Raw genomic sequence first — 824 nt, forward strand, 5'->3', positions numbered from 1 at the left:
TCCACGTCCTCCTGCATCATCCGGTACTCGCCCGGCCCGAGATCGGCGGGCGGCACGAAGGCCGCGACCTCGCGGGCCTTGGTGTAGTTGAACCCGACGTCCGTCACCAGGTCCCGGATCACCGGGAAGGCCCGCAGCGGCGTGACCGTGATCGTCTCCTCCCGGGAGAACACCGACATGCGGGTCATGCACAGCAGCCGCGGCCGCCCGTTGACCTCCGCCGAGCACGAACCGCACTTGCCGGCCTTGCAGTTCCAGCGCACCGCGAGGTCGGGGGCCTGGGTGGCCTGGAGGCGGTGGACGATGTCGAGGACCACCTCGCCGTCGTGCACCTCGACCGTGAAGTCGTGCAGGCCGCCGCCAGCCACGTCACCGCGCCACACCTTGAACCGGCCCTCGTCGCCGCTCATTCGGACAGGCCCTCCAGCTCCTCGTCGGCGAGGTACTTCACCAGCTCCTCCTTCTCGAAGCGGGCGAGCAGGTCGGGCCGGATCGGCTCGGTGGTCTGCCGCTCCAGGGCGATCCGGCCGCGCTCGGGGTCCGCCGCGGCGGGGTCGTCCGCCGGGCCGGCCAGGGAACAGACCAGGTTGACCGGGCGCCAGCGCCGGTCCATCGACGGGTGGTCCTCGCGGGTGTGCCCGCCGCGCGACTCGGTGCGCTACAGCGCGGCCCGTGCCACGCACTCGCTGACCAGCAGCATGTTGCGCAGGTCCAGGGCGAGGTGCCAGCCCGGGTTGAACTGCCGGTGCCCCTCCACCCCGGCCCGGCGGGCCCGCACCCGCAGCTCCGCCAGCTTCTCCAGGGCCTGCTTCATCTCCGCCTCG

1 protein-coding gene and 1 pseudogene are annotated in these 824 nt (G+C 72.6%); both read right to left on the reverse strand.

All coding sequences use genetic code 11. From position 1 onward, the window contains the following. Positions 1-410 (reverse strand): 2Fe-2S iron-sulfur cluster-binding protein (locus tag DMC61_RS40845; protein ID WP_125695766.1); only part of this gene is annotated, 410 nt, incomplete at its 3' end. Further along, positions 407-824, reverse strand: a pseudogene (locus DMC61_RS40850) (fumarate reductase/succinate dehydrogenase flavoprotein subunit); the annotation flags it as partial. The pseudogene DMC61_RS40850 and the gene DMC61_RS40845, both read right to left, overlap by 4 nt.

The sequence above is a fragment of the Amycolatopsis sp. WAC 04169 genome (assembly GCF_003947535.1).
Classification (GTDB): domain Bacteria; phylum Actinomycetota; class Actinomycetes; order Mycobacteriales; family Pseudonocardiaceae; genus Amycolatopsis; species Amycolatopsis keratiniphila.